The organism is Microbacterium aquilitoris (genome assembly GCF_031932285.1).
Classification (GTDB): domain Bacteria; phylum Actinomycetota; class Actinomycetes; order Actinomycetales; family Microbacteriaceae; genus Microbacterium; species Microbacterium aquilitoris.
The window spans coordinates 998750-1015877 of sequence record NZ_JAUZVT010000001.1; the positions used below are offsets into that span (position 1 = coordinate 998750).

Here is a 17128-nt window from a genome sequence, read left to right on the forward strand (position 1 = left end):
CCGGGCATCCGATCACCGAGGGCGAGAGAGCACCCGATGACCGTTGTGAACATTGCCGCCACCTCCTCCTCGGGTGGCGGGTCGTGGCTGTCGGCCCTGGCCGACTGGCTCGTGATGCTGATGGAGACGATCGGTCCCGCGGGCGCGGCCATCGCCGTCGGCCTCGAGAGCCTCTTCCCGCCGATCCCCAGTGAGGCGGTGCTGCCCGTAGCCGGTCTCGCCGCGTCGCGGGGGTCGTTCACCCTCGCCGAAGCGATCGGCTGGACCACCTTCGGGTCGCTCGCCGGCGCGTACATCCTCTACGTGCTCGGCCGCGTCCTCGGCGCGGAGCGTCTCACGCGCGTCGCCGAGAAGCTGCCTCTCATGAAGGGGGAGGACGTCACCAAGACGGTCGCCTGGTTCGAGCGGCACGGCTCGGTCGCGGTCTTCTTCGGCCGGATGGTGCCGCTGTTCCGCAGCCTCATCTCGATCCCAGCCGGCGTCTCCAAGATGCCCTGGTGGAAGTTCGGGCTCCTGACGACGGCCGGCAGCCTCATCTGGAACTCGATCTTCGTGCTCGCGGGATTCTTCCTCGGCGAGAACTGGCACATCGTCGAGCAGTACGCCGGCGTCTTCCAGAACATCGTGATCGTCGTCGTCGTCGCCCTCGTCGCGTGGTTCCTGTTCGTCCGCATTCGCGCCGCCGTCCGTCACCGCCGGGAGTCGACGGAGGATGCCGCCGGCTGAGGCCCCGCGTGCGGTCGGCGCTCAGGCCCTGCATAGGACCCCCTCACGTAGACTGAAGGCGTGCCTGCCGCCCGCCTCCATCTCGTGCGCCACGGGGAGGTCCATAACCCCGACCGCGTGCTGTACGGGCGACTTCCGGGCTTCCACCTCAGCGACGACGGTCAGGACATGGCCCGTGCCGCGGCCGAGCACCTGAAGGCGCAGGGGCGTCCCGTCAAGTCGCTCGTCTCGTCCCCGCTCGAGAGGGCGCGCGAATCCGCCGCCCCGATCGCGGAGCTCTTCGGGCTGACCCCCGTGATCGATGCCCGTGTGCTCGAGCCGACGAACGTCTTCGAGGGGAAGCGGATGCGGAGCGCACTGCGCAACCCGCTCAACTGGTGGCACCTGCGCACTCCCGCGCTGCCGAGCTGGGGAGAGGCCTACCTCGAGGTGGTCGAGCGCATGCAGGCGGCGATGCGCGACGCGTGGAACCGAACGCCCTCGGGCGACGCGGTGATCGTCTCGCACCAGCTCCCGATCTGGATCACGCACCTGTCCGTCGCAGGACTCCCGCTCCGTCACGACCCGCGTCGCCGCCGGTGCGACCTGTCGAGCATCACGAGCTTCGAGCTCGACGGCGACGTCTGGCGCGAAGTCGACTACGCCGAGCCGGCCCCGACCGCCGGCGCTGTGGACGTGGGGGCCGTATGAGACGCCGCATCCTCGCCGCCGTCGCGGCTCTGACGCTCGTCGCGGGTCTCGCAGCCTGCTCGAGTGAGAACGACAACCTCTCCGACCTGTACCGCGAAGGCAACACGCAGGGCTTCATCTCGAGCGACGGTCGCGTCGAGACGATCCCCGCCGCTCAGCGCGGCGACGCCCTGTCGTTCACGGGAACGAGCACCGACGGGTCGGAGATCTCGAGCACCGACTTCGCGGGCGACGTCGTCGTCCTCAACTTCTGGTACGCCGCCTGCGGTCCGTGCCGGGCGGAGGCACCCGTCCTCGAGCAGACCTATCAGGACACGAAGGGCGACGGAGCCCATTTCCTCGGCGTCAACATCTACGACGGTCCCGAGCAGGCGACCTCCTTCGACGAGACGTACAAGATCACCTACCCGTCGATCCTCGCCCGTGGCGACGTCGACCTGAAGCTCGCATTCGCGGACTGGACCTCGCTCCAGGCGGCACCGACGACGCTCGTCGTCGACCGCAAGGGCCGGGTGGCCGCACGACTGTTCGGTCAGCTGCCCGATGCGACCACGCTCCGCGAGCTCGTCGACGACACCCTGGCGGAGAAGGGATGAACCCCGGGTCGATCGTGGTCGACGGGTCGCTGTGGATCGCGATCCCGATCGCGGCCCTCGCCGGACTCGTCTCCTTCCTCTCGCCGTGCGTGCTGCCGCTCGTCCCCGGGTACCTCGGCTTCCTCGGCGGGGCCATGACCCCTCGCGCCTCACGGGTGACATCGACGGATGCCGCCGGCCCCGGCCCGGCGGGAACCGCGACGCGGACCCGCGTCGATGCGCCGGCCCGCGGACGCCTCCTGCTCGGGGTCGCCCTCTTCATCGCCGGGTTCACCGTCATCTTCCTGATGATGGGCGTGTTCGCCGGCACCCTCGGACGTCTCTTCATCGAGTACCAGGACCTCATCACCCGCATCCTGGGTCTTGTCGTGATCGCGCTCGGACTGGTCTTCGTCGGCGTCTTCGGCTTCGCGCAGAAGATCTATCGTCCGCAGCTCACGCAGAACCTCGGCATCCTCGGCGCCCCGCTGCTGGGTGTCGCCATGGGGATCGGCTGGGCGCCGTGCATCGGCCCCACGCTCGCAGCGATCCTGACGATGGCCTACAGCCAGGCGGACCCCCTCCGGGCCGGGACGCTGGCGGTCGCCTACTCCCTCGGACTCGGGCTCCCGTTCGTCCTCCTCGCGCTCGGCGCGGGCTGGGCGACACGCTCCGTCTCGTTCGTGCGCCGCCACATCCGGACGGTCAACATCGTCGGTGGCGTCCTGCTGGTCGCGCTCGGGGTCCTCATGGTGACCGGGGTGTGGACGACGCTCATCTCGAACTTCCAGGGGGTGATCGGTGGTGTCCCGACCTTCTTCTGACCGTTCCGGCGCGACGGCCGTCGACGGACCGCTCCGACCGAGCGACCACCTCGACAAGACGGGCGAGCGGGGCGCGGCCGACGACGGCTCGCCGACTCAGCCCGTGCTCGGCATCGTCGGCTGGCTGCGGTGGGGCTGGCGGCAGCTGACGAGCATGCGGACGGCCCTCGTGCTGCTGCTGCTGCTCGCCATCGCGGCGATCCCGGGATCGCTCGTGCCGCAGCGCAGCGCCGACCCGAACGGCGTCACCCAGTGGCGGGCCACCAACCCCGACCTCTACCCGACCTTCGAGACGCTCCAGCTCTTCGACGTCTACTCGTCGGTGTGGTTCTCGGCGATCTACATCCTCCTGTTCATCTCCCTCATCGGCTGCGTGCTGCCGCGCACCAGGCACCACTGGAAGGCGTTGCGCGCCCGCCCTCCGCGCACCCCTGCGCGCCTGTCCCGCCTGGACGATCACGTCGAGTCGCGGGTCGCCGTTCCCGAGGGTGAGGATGCCGCGGGTCACGCGGCGCACGCGGTCGACCTCGCCGAGGCGCAGCTGCGCTCGGCCCGCTACCGCGTCGAGCGGTACGACCGGAACGGCGTCGCCTCGGTCTCCGCCGAACGCGGCTACCTCCGCGAGACCGGCAACCTGATCTTCCACGGCGCCCTTGTGGGAGTGCTCCTCTCGGTCGGCATCGGCGGCGGGTTCACCTACACCGGTCAGACGGTCATCACCGAGGGCGACGGCTTCGTCAACTCGCTCGGCCTCGGCTACACCTCTTTCAACCCGGGCCGTTTCGTCGACACCGAGGCGCTGACGCCGTACTCCATCACCCTCGACCGCTTCGACGTGACCTACGCGCCGCCGCCGTCGGGGCAGGCGGGCGACTTCGCCGCTCACGTGACGACGCGCTTCCCCGGGCAGAAGGCCGAGGACCAGGTCATCGAGGTGAACCACCCGATCACCATGGCGGGCGACCGCGTCTACCTCATGGGCAACGGCTACGCTCCGACGATCACCGTCCGCAACGGCTCGGGCGACGTCGTCTTCAGCGAGTCGGTGCCGTTCCTGCCGCAGAGCCCCACGATGACCTCGTCGGGCGTCGTCAAGATCCCCGACACCGGCGGTGAGCAGCTCGGCCTCGTCGGCTTCTTCTACCCGACGGTCGCCACGCTCCAGAGCGGCGCCCTCACCTCGGCGTACGGCGACCTCGTCGACCCACGCCTGACATTCTTCGTCTACGAGGGCGACCTCGGCATCGACAACGGCGACGCGCGCTCCGTCTACGCCCTCGACACCGACGGCATGACCGAGATCGCCGGGCGCAACGCCGACACCCCGTCGCTCGAGCTCTCGCCGGGGCAGACCGTCCAGCTGCCGGGCGGCCGCGGCAGCGTGACCTTCGAGGACGAGACGAAGAACGGCGCCGCAGAGTCGGTGAAGCGCTACGTCTCGCTGTCGATCCACAACGACTCGAGCGCCCCGTGGGTGCTCGCGTTCGCGATCCTCGCGATGGTCGGTCTCTTCACGGCCCTGTTCGTCCCGCGCCGGCGCATGTGGGTGAAGGCGACCCCGGACGGCGACGCCGTGACGCTCGAGTACGCGGGACTGGCCCGCGGCGAGGATCCTGCGATCGCGATCGCGGTCGCCGACCTCGCCCGGCGGCACGGCAGGGTGCTCGATGACGAACCGGCATCCGCCCCGGCCGTCCCCGCGAACGTAAACTGAACCCACCCATCTCCTCCGGAGGACCCTCATGTCGTTCGATGACATCTCCGTGCTGCTGCTGTGGACCGCGATCGCGATCTACACGCTCGGCTTCCTCGCGTTCACCGTCGACCTCGCCCGCCGTTCCGAGCTGGCGATCAAGGCGCAGGACGCGAAGGCGCGCACGCTCGTCGCGGCCGGCGGCGGTGGTCAGACCATCGACGAGATCCACGCCGAGGAGGCGGCCGCCAAGGTCGCCCTCGAAGCCGCGCCGTCGAAGCGCGGCCGCTACCTGTTCGCGCGCCTCGGCGTCGTGCTGACGACGATCGGCTTCCTCTTCCACGTGGGCGCTGACGTCACCCGCGGCATCGCCGCCGGCCGTGTGCCGTGGTCGAACAACTACGAGTTCGCCCTCACCGGCACGATGCTCGTCGTGATGGTGTTCCTCACCGTGCTCGTGAAGTACGACCTCCGCTTCCTCGGCGCCTTCATCAACGGCCTCATCGTCATCCTCCTCGGCGGTGCCGCCCTGGCCTACTACGTCGAGGTCGTCCCGCTGTCGGACCCGCTGAAGAGCGTCTGGCTCGTCATCCACGTCTTCGTCGCCTCGCTCGCGTCGGCCTTCTTCGCACTGGCGTTCGCCCTGTCGATCGTGCAGCTCCTCCAGTCGCGACGGGAGCGCATCGCTCTCGCGGCCGTCGGGTCGGATGCCGCACCCCGCACCCGGCTGCCGTTCCTGCGGACGCTGCCCAGCGCCGAGGTGCTCGAGTCCCTCGCCTACCGCTTCGCGATCATCGGCTTCGTCCTCTGGACCTTCACCCTCATCGCCGGGGCCATCTGGGCGAACGATGCGTGGGGACGCTACTGGGGCTTCGACACCAAGGAAGTCTGGACCTTCGTGATCTGGGTGGTCTACGCCGGCTACATCCACGCGCGGGCGACCCGCGGGTGGCGGGGGACGCGGTCGGCCTGGTTGTCGATCGTCGGGTTCACCGCCGTGCTGTTCAACTTCACGATCGTGAACCAGTTCTTCCAGGGGCTGCACTCCTACAGCGGCCTGCCCAGCTGAGCCCGTGACCGTCATCCCCGCCACCGTCGTGACCTACCCCGACGGGGAGCTCACGGGAACGGCCGACGTCGTCCACATCGCGCCGTTGCCCGACGGGCGTTCCGGAGTCGTGCTCGACCGCACCCCGTTCCACCCCGTCGACACGGCGTGGCCCGACCAGCCCGCCGACATCGGCGTGCTGCGGACGGCCGCGGGCGACGTGCCGGTGCTCGCGACGCTGACGGGCGGCATCCGCGACGGCGCGCTCGTCATCGGACCCGACCTGCCGGTCCGCATGGGGACGGAAGGGTGGACCTTCGTCGTCGTCCACGTCGTCGAGGGGGCCGCGCCCGCCGTCGGGGAGAGCGTCGACGCTCACGTCGACCCCGAGCTGCGCGCTGCGCTGTCCGCCGGGCACACCGCCTGCCACCTGGCATCCCTCGCCCTGGACGCCGCGCTCGAGGACGCCTGGACGAAGCAGGTGCCGACGGATGCCGCGGGTCGTCCCGCGTTCGACATGCTCGCCATCCAGACGTCCCGCATCACCCCGTACGGCTCCACCGACGTCTACCGCATCGGCAAATCGCTGCGGAAGAAGGGGTTCGACCCCGCTGCGCTGGCCGACCTTCGAGCCGTCGAAGCGCGCGCCGACGCGACCCTCGCCGAGTGGGCGGGCGCGCCGGGAGCCATCGGCATCCATCGCGACGACCACACGCTCGCGGGCCGACGCACCTGGCGCTGCGAGCTGCCCGAGGGCGCCGTCGAACTGCCCTGCGGCGGGACGCACCTGACATCCCTGGCGGGGATCGAGGCGATCACCGTGGCGCTCGCGTCGACCGAGGTCCCGGGCGGCCTCGAACTCGTCATGACGACGACGATCCGCCTCGCCGGCTGAGTCGCGCGCTGCCGTCGGCCGGGCGGCGCCGAGCCCTGCGGGCCCGACGCCGCGTCCGGCTCAGGCGGGCTGGGTGAGGACGGCCCGGGCCGACGTGGAGCGGTGTCGGGTGACGGCGAGGATGCCGGCGCCGATCGCCACGAGCGTCCAGAGGACGAGTCCCACGGCTGCGGGTGCGCCGCCCCCGGCATCCGTCAGCGCGGCCAGCATGGCCGTGTAGGCCGGGGCGGTCGGCAGGAGGCCGGCCACGTCGAGGAGCGTGCCGGGAACCGTCGAGACGATCCCGGTGGCGAGGGCCATGACTCCGACGAGCGCCGAGACCCACCGCCCGATGCCGCCGAACAGCGCGACGAGGGCGTGGTTGACCGCCGCGAACGCGACTCCGGCGAGCACGCACATCGCGGCGAAGAGCCACCAGGCGCCCCAGTCGTAGCCGGCGGCGAGCTGGACGACGGTGGCCACCAGGACGCCCTGCAGGGCGCCGAGCAGCGCTCCGGGGGCGAGGGCGCGCAGTGCGAGTGCGGCGGATGAGCGGCGCGACGAGAGTGCGGCGCGGGGGACGGCGCGAAGCACGATGAACGATGCCAGCCCACCGAACCAGAGCGCGAGCGTCGCGAGCAGCGGGACGGCGGAGGCGCCGAACAGCGAGGTGCCCGCGCCTTCGGCGACGACGGGGTTCGCGACGATCGACGCGAGGTCCGCCGCCTGGGACTTCGTGTAGCTCGGGACGCCGTCGACGGCCTTGTCGAGACCGGTCGCGAGGTCGCCGGTGCCGTCGGCGAGCTTGCCGACACCCGTCGACAGTTCGCCGGCGCCGTCGGCGAGCGAGCCGACGCCGTCCGCGAGCTGGTCCGAGCCGTCCGCGGCGGTGCCGGCGCCGGTGGCGAGGGCCTGCGCACCGGTCGCGAGCTGGCCTGCGCCGGACGAGAGCTTGTCGGCTCCACCCGCGAGCTTGTCGGCACCGCCGGCGAGCTGCCGCACGCCGGTCGCGGCCGTGCCCGCGCCGTCCGCGAGGCCTGACGCGCCGCTCGAGAGCCCGCCCGCGCCGGTGGCGAGCTTGTCGGCCCCGTCGGCGAGCTGGTCCATTCCGCCGGCGAGCTTCTTCGCGGCGGCGGCCGACGTGCTGAGACCCTCGCTCAGGTTCGGGCCGAAGTTCGCGAGCGCGTCGAGGTCCTTCGCCAGCTGCTCCGAGTCGCCCACGGTGTTCTGCAGCTGGGGCAGCGCTTTGGTCGCCTGGGCCGCGGCAGCCGTCAACTGGTCGCACAGTGCGGTGCCCGCCTGCGCGGGGACGCACGCCTTCGCGGCGGACGACAGGGCGTCGACGATGGACGTCACGGCCTGGCTGTTCTGCTCGCCGTTGGCGGTGAGGGCCTTCACCCCGTCGACGAGTTCCGACGGGATCGCGGGGATCGCGGCGGTCTGCTCGGCGGCCTTGGCCAGGCCGTCGGCGAGCTCCTTCGTGCCGTCCGCGATCGGCCGCGCGCCCGCGGACCATTCGTCGAGCCCGCGCGAGGTGGCGGCAGCGCCGTCCGCGAGCTGGTCCGCGCCACCCGCGAGGGTGTCGAGCCCATCGGCCGCAGCGCCTGCGCCGTCGGCGAGCTGGTGGGCGCCGGTGGCGAGGCCCGACGCGCCGCCGGAGATCGCGCCGGCGCCGCTCGCGATGCCGTCGGCACCGGTCTGCAGCTTGCGGATGCCGTCGGCCAGGGAGTACCCGCCGTCGGACGCGGTCGACGCGCCGTCGGCGAGCTGGGCAGCACCGTCGGCGGCGCTCTGGGCGCCGTCGGTGAGCTGGGTCGCCCCGTCGGCCGCCTTGCCCAGCTGCTCGCCGAGCGTCGTGAAGCCGAGGAACACGTTCTCGAGGTAGCCGCTCGTGAGCCGCTCTCCGAGGACGGATGCCGCGGTCGAGGTCACTTGCGACGTGATGGCTTCGTCGACGATGCGCGAGTCGGGCGATGACGTCAGTTCGATCGTCGCGCGCTCGGGCGTCTTGCCGGGAGCGGTCGAGGTCGCCGCGGCGGAGAAGTTCTTCGGGATGGTGACGATCGCGTCGTACGTGCCGTCCTCGAGCCCTTCCTTCGCGTCATCCGAGTTGGAGATCGTCCACGTGAGGTTGCTGTCCAGGTCGTCGGAGCCCTCGACGAGGCCCGCCGTCAGCAGGCGGCCGAGAGGTGTGGTCTGGCCGTTCACCTCCACCGGCTTGTCGTTGTTCACGATCGCGGTGTTCAGTGCGTCGAGCCGCTCGGTGGGGTTGTAGAGGGCAGCGACGAGGATGCCGCCGATGACGGCCGGCAGCAGGAGCACACCCAGGAGGGTGAGCCACGAGATGGGGCGCCGGGTCTGCGCGCGTTCGATGGGGAGAGTCATGAGGGGATCACCTGGGTGGGGGTGTCGGCGTCGAGGGCGGCGGAGGTGTCGAGACGCAGGGTGTCGGGTTTCGGGCGGTAGGCGTCGGCGAGCAGCTCGCGGGCGGCGCCGAGGTCGCGGGCCGAGGCCGCGACGGTGAGCTGCCCGGCCTTCGCGGCGACGGCGTTCGATGCGTCGCGGAGGAGGGCGGCGGCCTGATCGCGGTCGGCTCCGGTGAGGGCGTCGAGACCGATGATCACGACGAACCGGGTGCGGCCGGCGAGGGCTCGCCGCAGGTCGGCGAGCGGCGACTCCGAGCCGGTCAGCTCGGCGACGGAAACATGGGCTCTCACCCATGCGGCGCGCCCGGGGAGCAGGTGACCGGAGACGCGCAGCAGGCCGGAGGTCGGGGCGATACGCCCCGCCACGGTCAGCAGGAACGCGCGGGAGGCGTGCGGATCGGCTGCCGTCACGAGAAGCGTGCCGCCGTCCGCGACCCGGGCGTGCGCGCCCGAGAAGAGCACGACGTCGGTGTCGGCCGACTCGGCCCGCACCTCGAGGTCGTCGGCCGCGAGGGCACCGTTCCAGTCGGGCTCGGGCCAGTCGGCGTGTGCGCGCTCGTGCTCGACCGCTTCGCCCTCGATGTCGACCTTGGGGAGCAGCCGCTCGAGCCAGCGCGGCATCCACCAGGCCTTGTCGCCCAGCAGGGCCATGACCGCCGGGGTCAGGGTCATGCGGACGAGGAAGGCGTCGACGGCGATGCCGACGGCGAGGCCCAGGGCGATCGGTTTGATCGAACTGTCGCCTTCGGGGACGAAGGCGGCGAAGACGGCGAACATGATGACGGCCGCTGCGACGACGACGCGGGCCGAGGCGGTGAAACCGCTGCGGACGGCCGCGATCGCGGTCTCGCGGTTCGCGCGTCCGCCTCGGGCGCGCACCGCGTGGACGAAGTCCTCTCGCATGCGGGAGACGAGGAACACCTCGTAGTCCATGGCGAGGCCGAACAGCACGCCCATGAGGATGATCGGCATGAAGCTGATCACGGGGCCGGTGCGCGTCACGTGCAGGGCGTCGGCGAGCCAGCCCCATTCGAACACCGCGGCGACGGCGCCGAACGCGGCGAGGATCGACAGCAGGTAGCCGAGGGTCGCCTTCAGCGGCACCCAGATCGAGCGGAACACGATCATCAGGAGGATGAAGGACAGCCCGACGACGAAGATGCCGAAGGGCAGCAGTGCGGCCCCGAGCCGGTCGGAGACGTCGATGCCGACGGCGGTGTAGCCGGTGACCTTCAGATCCACGCCGTACTCGTCCTGCCACTCGTCGTGGTGCGAGCGGAGCTCGCGCACGAGGTCGGCGGTCGCCGGGTCGTCGGGCGCCGTGGTCGGCACGATCTGGATGAGACCGGTGTCGGCGGTGGCGTTGGGGGTGGCGAGGGCGACGCGCTTCACGCCGGGGATCGCCTCGACCTCCTTCTTGAGATCGTCCATGAGGCCGAGCGGATCGGTCGAGGTGACGATCGTGCCGGCCATGACGAGGGGACCGTTAGACCCCGCGCCGAAGTACTCGGCGTTCAGGTCGTACGCCTGGCGCGCCTGACTCGACGGCGGCTGGACACCGGCGTTCGGCAGTGCGAGGTGGAGGCTCGCCGACGGGATGGCCATGATGCCGAGTCCGACGACGACGGCGACGGTCGCGATGATCGGATGCCGCGTCACGAGCATCACCCAGCGGTTGGGTCGCGCGGGTGCCACCGGCCCGGGGGCGGGTGCCGGCTCGGGCTCGGGTGCGGCGTCGTCGCCCTCGGTCGCCGCTGCGTCGACCTCGGCCGCGCGGCGACGGCGGGTCGGGACGCCGCGCTGCAGCATCCCCCCGCCCCAGCCGACGACGCGACCCTTCGCGAATCCGAGGAGTGCGGGGGTGAGGCTGATCGCGACGGCGACCGCGACCGCGACGGCGACGGCAGCCGCGATGCCCATCGTCGACAGGAACGGGATGCCGGCGATGCTGAGTCCCACGAGGGCGATCATGACCGTCACTCCGGCGAAGACGACGGCCGATCCGGCGGTGCCGACGGCACGGGCGGCGGACTCCTCGGGATCCATGCCGGCGCGGACCTGGTCCTGATGTCGCGACACGATGAACAGCGCGTAGTCGATCCCGACGGCGAGGCCGAGCATGACGGCGAGCATGGGGGTCGTGGCGGAGATCGTCGTCACCGCGGTTGCAAGGAAGATGAGGGCGATCGCGAGTCCGACGCCGATCAGAGCGCTGACGAGCGGGAACCAGGCGACGGCGAACGAGCGGAACGTCACGATCAGGACGAACAGTGCGACGAGCACACCGACGACCTCGACGATCGACAGTGCCGGGATGGATGCCGCGAAGAGGTCGCCGCCGAGCGCGGACTGTGCGCCGTCGGGCAGGTTCGCGTGGAAGTCGGCGGCGGCCTTCTCGACCGCGTCGACGGTCGTGTGGCTGACCTCGGTGGACGTACCGTCGAACTGCATCTGCACGAGCGCGGCGCGGTCGTCGTCCGACACGAGGCCGGTGACCATCTCGTCGAAGGGGGAGGTCGCCGAGGTGACGCCGTCGATGTCGCCGAGCCGGGTGACCAGGTCGTCGATCTCGCCGCGGAGCGGCTGATCCTTCACCGTCTCGCCGTCGGGGGCGACGACGATGAGCTGGGCGCTCGCCCCGCTGGCCTGCGGGAACGTGCGGTTCAGCAGCTCGAGTCCCTGCTGCGCCTCGGTCCCGGGGATCGTGAACGAGTTGTCGGTGCCCTTCATGAAGAGGGCGACACCGCCGCCGATGATGCCGAGCAGCAGGATCCAGGCGATCAGCACGCGCCACGAGTGCCGGTAGGCCCATCGGCCGAGGGTGAAGAGGATTGTGGACACAGGCGCTCCTGGATCAGAGTCGGACGGTTTCGATACAGCGCTGTATCCAATACACATGTGTATCGTAGACCCGAATACAGCTCCCAATCCTGAAGGGCGGGTGTGAGATGGCGCGAAGCCGCGAGAACACGCGTGCGCGCCTGCTCGAAGCCGCACACGAGGTGTTCGCCGAGGTCGGGCTCGATGCGGCATCCGTCGAGATGATCTGCGAGCGCGCGGGATTCACGCGGGGCGCGTTCTACTCCAACTTCGAGTCGAAGGACGAGCTCTTCCTCGCCCTCATCACGCAGCTGTCCGAGGACAAGCTCGACGAGGTGTCGGTGCGCGTCAAGACGCTCTCGGGCGGCGGCGACGTGGTCGATCTCGTCCGTCAGATCGCCGCGATGTCACTGTCCGAGCGGATGGAGCCGCAGCTGCTCAGCGAGGTCCGCACGCAGGCGCTCCGCGACCCGCGTCTGGCGGAGGCGTTCCTCTCGTGGCGCGCGCAGATGCTGCGACGCATCGAGACGATCGTCGGCGACGTGAGCGAACGGCATGGACTGCCCCTGCGGATGACGGTCGCCGACGCCGCCCAACTGCTCCTCGACGTCTCGGAGCAGTGCAGCGTGCAGGCCGCACTCGAGCGGCTGTCGGAGCGTCAGGCGAACCGGGCCATGCAGTCGCGGCTCGAGCAGCTCGTGCCGCTCCTCGTCGGCTGACCCGGATCTCCTGGGGATCGTCAGCCGGCCTGCAGGACCGCGTGGCACCGCTCCAGGCGGGCGAGCCACCAGTCCCGGCGCTCCGGCGTCGCGGCGTGCGCGTCGAGCAGCGCGGCATCGGGCACGACGCGGCGGACGGGCAGCATCCCGCCCTCGGGCCGCAGCGGCTCGCCGGTGACGTCCGCCGCGAGGAGCGACGCCGTCCCCAATCCGCAGTCGACTTCCAGCTCGGGGAGGGATGCCGCCAGGGCGACCCCCATGGCGAGGCCGACCGAGGTGTCGAGGGCGCTCGACACGACCGCGGGGAGCCCCGCTTCGGCGACGACCGACAGGGCCCGCCGCACCCCGCCGAGCGGCTGCGCCTTGATCACGAGCAGGTCGGCCGCGCCGGCCCGCGCGACGGCGACCGGGTCGTCGGCCTTGCGCACGCTCTCATCGGCGGCGACCGGGATGTCCATGTACCGGATGCGTCCGCGCAGCTCGGCGAGCTCGGCCACCGTCGCGCAGGGCTGTTCCACGTACTCGAGGTCGAACGCCGCGAGCGAGTGGACGGCGTTCTCCGCCTCGTCCAGGTTCCACCCGCCGTTGGCGTCGATGCGGATGCGCCCCTCAGGACCCATCGCCTCGCGAACGGCGCGCACCCGCGCGACGTCGTCGGCCAGCACCTGACCGGGCTCGGCGACCTTGACCTTCGCGGTCCGGCATCCGTCGAATCGCGCCAGGACATCGGGGACGGATGCCGCGGCCACCGCCGGCACCGTCGCGTTCACCCCGATCTGGTCGCGCAGCGCTGCCGGGGTCGGCTGCCAGCCGAATTCGATCGCCGCGGCGAGCCACGACGCCGACTCGACATCGCCGTACTCGGTGAACGGCGAGAACTCGGTCCACCCTTCGGGGCCTTCGAAGAGCATCGCCTCGCGGATGTCGATGCCGCGGAACCGGGTGTGGAGCGGGAGAGACACGACGCGCGCGCTCGCGCGGAGGTCGGCGAGCGAGGGCAGATGCATGACCCCATCCTGGCCCGCGCGGGCGTCGTCGTGCGGAAGGTTCGACGACCGCACGTCAGAGGCGGGTGTAGCGGGCGCGGAAGAAGGCGTAGACGCCGTATGCGATCCAGCCCGCACCGATGAGGACGAGGAGGATCTTGCCCGCGGGGAGCTCGGCGAATGACCGCAGTGCTCCGTCGAGACCGGTCGACTTCTCGGGGTCGTTCGTCGCCGCACCGACCAGGAACAGCACGCCGACGCCGGCGAATGCGACACCTCGGGCGATGTATCCGACCGTGCCCAGGATCCGGACGCCCCGGCCGGCCGTGCCCGACGGCAGAGTCAGATCCCGCTCGAAGCGGCGGGTCGCGCCCTTGAAGACGAGGTACCCGGCGATGCCGATGACGACGAGGCCGATCGCGACGACGAGGAACACGCCGCCCGGGGTCGACAGGAGATCCGCGGTGAGCGAGCGGGTCGACCCGGCCGAACTCGTGGATCCGCCGGCCGCGAAGGTGCCGGCGCTGAACGCGATGACGAGGTAGACGACGCCCTTCGACGCGTTCTTCACGATGTGGAGCGCGCGCTCCTTGCCGTCGGAGGCACTGCGGTCGAGGAAGGCGCTCAACAGGTGCCAGAGCCCCAGAGCGGCGAGGCCGATCGTGGCGGCCCACAGCAGGAACACGCCTCCGGGGGCGGCCGCGAGCTGGGCGAGGGCTCCCGACTGGTCGGCTTGCCCTCCGCCGGAGAGTCCCAGGGCGAGGGACACAGCGATGAGGCCGACGATGATGTGGACCACGCCGCTCGCTGCGAAGCCCGCTCGTGCGAGCACGTGCACCGCCCTGCTGTTCTTCGCGCCGTGTGCTGCGGTCTTGGCTGAGGAGCTCATCGCGCCAGCGTAGTGACGCCGCCGCCGGTCCGCGCGGGGGTTGCGCGCGCGGTACAGTGACGCCCAGGAGGGCCGGATGACACCGACACTGCACGACGTCGCGCGGCTGGCTGGTGTATCGATCAAGACGGTCTCGAACGTCATCAACGGTCACCCCCACGTCCGACCCGATACCCGCCGGAACGTCGAGCGAGCGGTCGCCGAGCTCGGATACACGCCGAACCTGACGGCGCGCAACCTCCGGAGCGGCCGAACGGGCGCCATCGCCCTCGCCGTCCCCGATCTCGCGCTCAGCTACTTCGCCGAGCTCGCCGGCATGGTCATCGCACGAGCCGAGGAGCGCGGCGTGGTCGTCCTGGTCGAGCAGACCGGCGGCGAGCGGGAGCGTGAGCGCGAGCTGCTGCGGAGCCCCCGCCTCGGTCTCACCGACGGCTTGATCATGAGTCCATTGGGTCTGGATGCGGCGGACCTCGCCGCGCGCCCGGGGGCGTACCCGACTGTCTTGCTCGGGGAGCGGGTGTTCGACGCGCCGCTGGACCACGTCACGATGCGGAACGCCGAGGCCGCACAGGCGGCGACGGCGCATCTGCTCGACGCGGGCAGGGGTCGCATCGCCGTCCTCGGCGCCCACGACGGCGATGCCGACGGCGCGGCGGGTCTTCGCCTGCAGGGGCATCGCGCCGCGCTGGCGGCGGCCGGGGTCGCGCTCGACCCCGAGCTGATCGTCGCCACGCGCTTCTGGGACCGCTCGGGAGGAGCCGACGCCGTGCGCGACCTTGTGGCCCGTGGCGTCGCCTTCGACGCCGTCTTCGGGCTCAACGACACCCTCGCGCTTGGTGCCATCCGCGCATTGCAGGAGGCGGGACTCCGGGTGCCTCACGACGTCGCCGTGGTCGGGTTCGACGACCTCGACGAGGCGCAGTACTCGATCCCCTCCCTGACCACGATCGATCCCGGCCGACGGTGGATCGCACAGACCGCGGTCGACACCCTGCTCGGTCGCGTCGCCGCGGCATCCGACATCCCTCACCGGGTGCAGTCGGGCGAATTCACGCTGCGTGTGCGGGAGTCGGCGCCGGGGCGTCGCTGATCGCGGTCGGCGGCGCGGCGCGTGGTGCGCGGGCCTGGCGTTCGCGGATGCAAGAGTTCTTGCGCGCCACGCCGCCTCTCGTGGGCCGAGCCCGGCGTGTCGCGTCGGATCCATTGCATCCGTCGACGCGGTCGGAGGGGCGGAGGCCTTGACGCCCGGCATCCGCGTCGCCATCATGATTTACAACGTTTACCTTCCCGGACAAGGACGCCCCACATGACCTCCGCACGCCTCACCGTCGACGCCGCATCGCCCATCGGGGAGGTCCGCCGCAAGATCTTCGGCGGCTTCGTCGAACACCTCGGCCGCCACATCTACGACGGCATCTTCGAGCCGGGTCATGAGACAGCGGATGCCGAGGGTTTTCGCACGGACGTCATCGACCTCGTCAAGGAGCTCGGGGTCGACACGATCCGCTACCCCGGCGGCAACTTCGTGTCGGGCTTCCGGTGGGAGGACTCGGTCGGTCCCGTCGACGAGCGGCCCCGCCGGCTCGACCTTGCCTGGCACTCGACCGAGACGAACGAGGTCGGCCTGCACGAGTTCTCGTCGTGGCTCGACAAGGTCGGCAGCGACCTGATGATGGCCGTCAACCTCGGCACCCGCGGCACGCTCGAGGCGATCGATCTGCTCGAGTACTGCAACATCCGCTCGGGCACTGCGCTCAGCGACCAGCGCGTCGCCAACGGCGCGACCGACCCGTTCGGCATCCGCATGTGGTGCCTGGGCAACGAGATGGACGGTCCGTGGCAGCTCGGGCACCGCTCGGCCGAGGACTACGGCAAGCTCGCGTCGCGGACCGCGAAGGGGATGCGGCAGCTCGACCCGTCGATCCAGCTGGTCGTCTGCGGTTCGTCGGGCGCGACGATGCCCACGTTCGGCGAATGGGAGCGCGTCGTCCTGTCGCACACCTATGACGATGTCGATCTCATCTCGTGCCACGCGTACTACGAGGAGAAGGACGGCGACATCGGCAGCTTCCTCGCCTCGGCGGTCGACATGGACCGCTTCATCGAGACCGTCGTCGCGACGGCCGACCACGTCGCCGCCGTGAAGCGGTCGTCGAAGAAGATCGACATCTCGTTCGACGAGTGGAACGTCTGGTACCTGTCGCGGTGGGAGAACGTCGAGAAGATCGACGGCATCGACAACTGGCCGGTCGCGCCGCGCCTTCTCGAGGACGTGTACTCCGTGGTGGATGCCGTGGTGTTCGGCGGCCTCATGATCTCGCTGCTCAAGCACGCCGACCGGGTGGCCAGCGCTTCGCTCGCGCAGCTGGTCAACGTGATCGCGCCGATCATGACCGAGCCTGGCGGCCCGGCCTGGCGTCAGACGACGTTCTTCCCCTTCTCGATCACCTCGCGCCTCGCGCAGGGCGACGCGATGCGGGTCCTCGTCGATGCGCCGTCTTACGAGACCGCCGCGTTCGGCGAGGTGCCGCTCGTCGATGCCGTTGCGACGCACGACGACGCCACGGGTCGCAGCGCCGTCTTCCTCGTCAACCGCAGCACGACCGAGTCGATCGAGGTCACCGTCGACGTGACGGGGCTCGGTGCCGGCTCGATCGTCGAGACGCACACCCTCTCGGACGACGACGTCTACGCGAAGAACACCCTCGCCGACCGCGAGCGCGTCGCCCCGCGGCCGAACGAGTCGGCCCGCGTCGATGACGGGACCCTGACCATCACGCTCCCGCCGGTGTCGTGGACGGCGGTCGCGCTCGGCTGAGTTCTGCCGTTCCGCACCCCTGGCGAGACGATGTCCCCGG

14 protein-coding genes are annotated in these 17128 nt (G+C 71.0%); 10 read left to right on the forward strand and 4 right to left on the reverse strand.

Going from position 1 to position 17128, the window contains the following annotated elements; translation table 11 throughout:
* Positions 1 to 36: 36 nt before the first annotated feature.
* Genes Q9S78_RS04835 through Q9S78_RS04865 form a run of 7 tightly spaced genes read left to right on the forward strand, consistent with a single transcriptional unit; the run spans position 37 to position 6451 of the window.
* Positions 37 to 726 (forward strand): DedA family protein, encoded by a 690-nt coding sequence (locus Q9S78_RS04835; protein WP_311859030.1) that lies wholly within the window; start codon positions 37 to 39, stop codon positions 724 to 726.
* Between the two features lie 60 nt (positions 727 to 786).
* Entirely contained in the window at positions 787 to 1416 is a 630-nt protein-coding gene (locus Q9S78_RS04840) for a histidine phosphatase family protein (RefSeq protein WP_028497478.1), read from the forward strand.
* Positions 1413 to 2012 carry a TlpA family protein disulfide reductase gene (locus Q9S78_RS04845; protein ID WP_018186854.1) on the forward strand — a complete coding sequence of 200 codons (600 nt, stop codon included), beginning with the start codon at positions 1413 to 1415 and terminating at the stop codon, positions 2010 to 2012. Before Q9S78_RS04840 ends, Q9S78_RS04845 begins: the two co-directional genes overlap by 4 nt.
* Positions 2009 to 2815, forward strand: coding sequence for a cytochrome c biogenesis CcdA family protein (locus tag Q9S78_RS04850; RefSeq protein WP_311869174.1), 807 nt, complete (start codon positions 2009 to 2011; stop codon positions 2813 to 2815). Before Q9S78_RS04845 ends, Q9S78_RS04850 begins: the two co-directional genes overlap by 4 nt.
* Positions 2793 to 4529, forward strand: a complete 1737-nt coding sequence (resB, locus tag Q9S78_RS04855) for a cytochrome c biogenesis protein ResB (RefSeq protein WP_311869177.1) — start codon at positions 2793 to 2795, stop codon at positions 4527 to 4529. Before Q9S78_RS04850 ends, resB begins: the two co-directional genes overlap by 23 nt.
* A 28-nt stretch (positions 4530 to 4557) precedes the next feature.
* The gene (gene ccsB / locus Q9S78_RS04860) at positions 4558 to 5577 is read left to right on the forward strand and encodes a c-type cytochrome biogenesis protein CcsB (protein ID WP_020098048.1); all 1020 of its coding nucleotides are present in this window, start codon (positions 4558 to 4560) and stop codon (positions 5575 to 5577) included.
* Between the two features lie 4 nt (positions 5578 to 5581).
* Entirely contained in the window at positions 5582 to 6451 is an 870-nt protein-coding gene (locus tag Q9S78_RS04865) for an alanyl-tRNA editing protein (RefSeq protein ID WP_311869180.1), read from the forward strand.
* 60 nt (positions 6452 to 6511) lie between these two features.
* On the opposite strand, the gene Q9S78_RS04870 is transcribed toward Q9S78_RS04865, so the two are convergent.
* Complete coding sequence (locus tag Q9S78_RS04870; protein WP_311869182.1) at positions 6512 to 8815, reverse strand: YhgE/Pip family protein; 2304 nt, start codon at positions 8813 to 8815, stop codon at positions 6512 to 6514.
* On the reverse strand, positions 8812 to 11697 hold the full coding sequence (locus tag Q9S78_RS04875) for an MMPL family transporter (RefSeq protein WP_311869185.1): 2886 nt from the start codon (positions 11695 to 11697) through the stop codon (positions 8812 to 8814). Before Q9S78_RS04875 ends, Q9S78_RS04870 begins: the two co-directional genes overlap by 4 nt.
* Before the next feature lie 107 nt (positions 11698 to 11804).
* Here Q9S78_RS04875 and Q9S78_RS04880 point away from each other — a divergent pair, with 107 nt between their 5' ends.
* Positions 11805 to 12395, forward strand: coding sequence for a TetR/AcrR family transcriptional regulator (locus Q9S78_RS04880; protein WP_018186861.1), 591 nt, complete (start codon positions 11805 to 11807; stop codon positions 12393 to 12395).
* Between the two features lie 20 nt (positions 12396 to 12415).
* Here Q9S78_RS04880 and Q9S78_RS04885 read toward each other — a convergent pair whose 3' ends face one another.
* Together Q9S78_RS04885 and Q9S78_RS04890 are read right to left on the reverse strand one after the other, a co-directional pair.
* Complete coding sequence (locus tag Q9S78_RS04885) at positions 12416 to 13402, reverse strand: o-succinylbenzoate synthase (RefSeq protein ID WP_311869188.1); 987 nt, start codon at positions 13400 to 13402, stop codon at positions 12416 to 12418.
* A 55-nt stretch (positions 13403 to 13457) separates the two neighbouring features.
* A complete protein-coding gene (locus Q9S78_RS04890) occupies positions 13458 to 14270 on the reverse strand; it encodes a DUF1206 domain-containing protein (protein ID WP_020098053.1) in 813 nt (270 codons plus the stop codon).
* Between the two features lie 76 nt (positions 14271 to 14346).
* On the opposite strand from Q9S78_RS04890, the gene Q9S78_RS04895 reads away from it, so the two are divergent.
* The gene (locus Q9S78_RS04895) at positions 14347 to 15360 is read left to right on the forward strand and encodes a LacI family DNA-binding transcriptional regulator (protein WP_116228191.1); all 1014 of its coding nucleotides are present in this window, start codon (positions 14347 to 14349) and stop codon (positions 15358 to 15360) included.
* A 216-nt stretch (positions 15361 to 15576) separates the two neighbouring features.
* Entirely contained in the window at positions 15577 to 17088 is a 1512-nt protein-coding gene (arfA, locus tag Q9S78_RS04900) for an arabinosylfuranosidase ArfA (RefSeq protein WP_020098055.1), read from the forward strand.
* Positions 17089 to 17128 lie beyond the last annotated feature (40 nt).

What these genes read in the sequence shown, in the direction of transcription:
- Q9S78_RS04870 (WP_311869182.1), bottom strand. Translation starts at nt 8,815, where the DNA reads ATGACTCTCCCCATCGAACGCGCGCAGACCCGGCGCCCCATCTCGTGG.
- Q9S78_RS04885 (WP_311869188.1), bottom strand. Translation starts at nt 13,402, where the DNA reads ATGCATCTGCCCTCGCTCGCCGACCTCCGCGCGAGCGCGCGCGTCGTG.
- ccsB (WP_020098048.1), top strand. Translation starts at nt 4,558, where the DNA reads ATGTCGTTCGATGACATCTCCGTGCTGCTGCTGTGGACCGCGATCGCG.
- Q9S78_RS04850 (WP_311869174.1), top strand. Translation starts at nt 2,009, where the DNA reads ATGAACCCCGGGTCGATCGTGGTCGACGGGTCGCTGTGGATCGCGATC.
- Q9S78_RS04880 (WP_018186861.1), top strand. Translation starts at nt 11,805, where the DNA reads ATGGCGCGAAGCCGCGAGAACACGCGTGCGCGCCTGCTCGAAGCCGCA.
- Q9S78_RS04845 (WP_018186854.1), top strand. Translation starts at nt 1,413, where the DNA reads ATGAGACGCCGCATCCTCGCCGCCGTCGCGGCTCTGACGCTCGTCGCG.
- arfA (WP_020098055.1), top strand. Translation starts at nt 15,577, where the DNA reads ATGACCTCCGCACGCCTCACCGTCGACGCCGCATCGCCCATCGGGGAG.
- Q9S78_RS04835 (WP_311859030.1), top strand. Translation starts at nt 37, where the DNA reads ATGACCGTTGTGAACATTGCCGCCACCTCCTCCTCGGGTGGCGGGTCG.
- Q9S78_RS04895 (WP_116228191.1), top strand. Translation starts at nt 14,347, where the DNA reads ATGACACCGACACTGCACGACGTCGCGCGGCTGGCTGGTGTATCGATC.
- Q9S78_RS04890 (WP_020098053.1), bottom strand. Translation starts at nt 14,270, where the DNA reads ATGAGCTCCTCAGCCAAGACCGCAGCACACGGCGCGAAGAACAGCAGG.